The organism is Vibrio sp. Vb0937, from assembly GCF_033338855.1.
Genome location: NZ_JAWOTK010000425.1, coordinates 1 through 1070 on the forward strand (window position 1 = coordinate 1; position 1070 = coordinate 1070).

General features: G+C 46.0%; 1 pseudogene. It reads right to left on the reverse strand.

From position 1 onward, the window contains the following. Window positions 1–1070: pseudogene (locus tag R7P67_RS26230) on the reverse strand (lytic murein transglycosylase); the annotation flags it as partial.

Consider the following 1070-nt stretch of genomic DNA (forward strand, 5'->3'; position numbering starts at 1 on the left):
TCTGAATCCAATGCACTTTCTTGTCTGGCTAACGACATCATCGTAATCGGGTCGATGTCATGCTTCTTCGCATAAAAGTTGAACCACCAGCGGTGCGCAATTGGGAATCGCAGTTCAATGTTGTCCCACATTTGCGCTTGGATACTGGCTGTGACGGTTAGGTGATGCCAATTCTTGGATGAGGCATACGCCGCCAACATCGCCTTTTCATCTTTACCTACGCGACTCAGCAAATGCGCCCACTCACTTTTCGCTGCCGCAATTTTATCTGTCGCAATCAACTCTTCAATACGAGTGAGAGAGTTTTGATACGGGTGAATAACCTTAGTATCGAGCTTAATACGATGAGATGGATATTTGATTGACTGACCAATCGCATTCGCCGCAGCCACGCTGTAGAAATTGCGCTGACCAACTAAGGTCGCCAATCGCTGCTTGCCTGCAATATCATCACCCAGCGCAATCTCACTTCGACCTAACCAATATTGCCAGCGAAGCGAGGCTTGCTCATCTTTGTTGAGTACGGCAATCCACTGTTGAACACCTTTCCAATCTGCATTTTGAATTGCTAGACGGATACGATTTTCGATCAAAGCGACATTTTTACTGGTTTTCGTCTTATCATCTCGCCATTTGGCTAGTGAATCGGATTCAGTACGAATCAGACGAATCGCAATGTAGTCCGCAAGTGCTTGGGCTTTTTCTGCTGAGAATTTTTGTCCTTTCACGACTTGCGCATACGCTTTTTGAGCTTGATTGACATCCATGCGAGCTAGCTTTTCTAACGCATATTCACTCTGAGCACGATAAAAGTCATTGGCTGGCTTTTTCTTAGCAAACTCAGCCACCGTCGCAGGTTTATCAAACAACGCTTTCATTTCTTGCGCTTGTTGTTTCGCTTTTGCAGAGCTTGGCAGCTTTTGCAAATAAGCCATCAAACTACCGTTACGAGCATCAAACGCCAACAACATGCGTTGCAGAATCAAATCGTCTGTACGTCCACCCGCTTTATCCCAAGCATTAAATAACGGGTCACACTCACTCGCGATGCTAGAACCGCTTAGCCACAT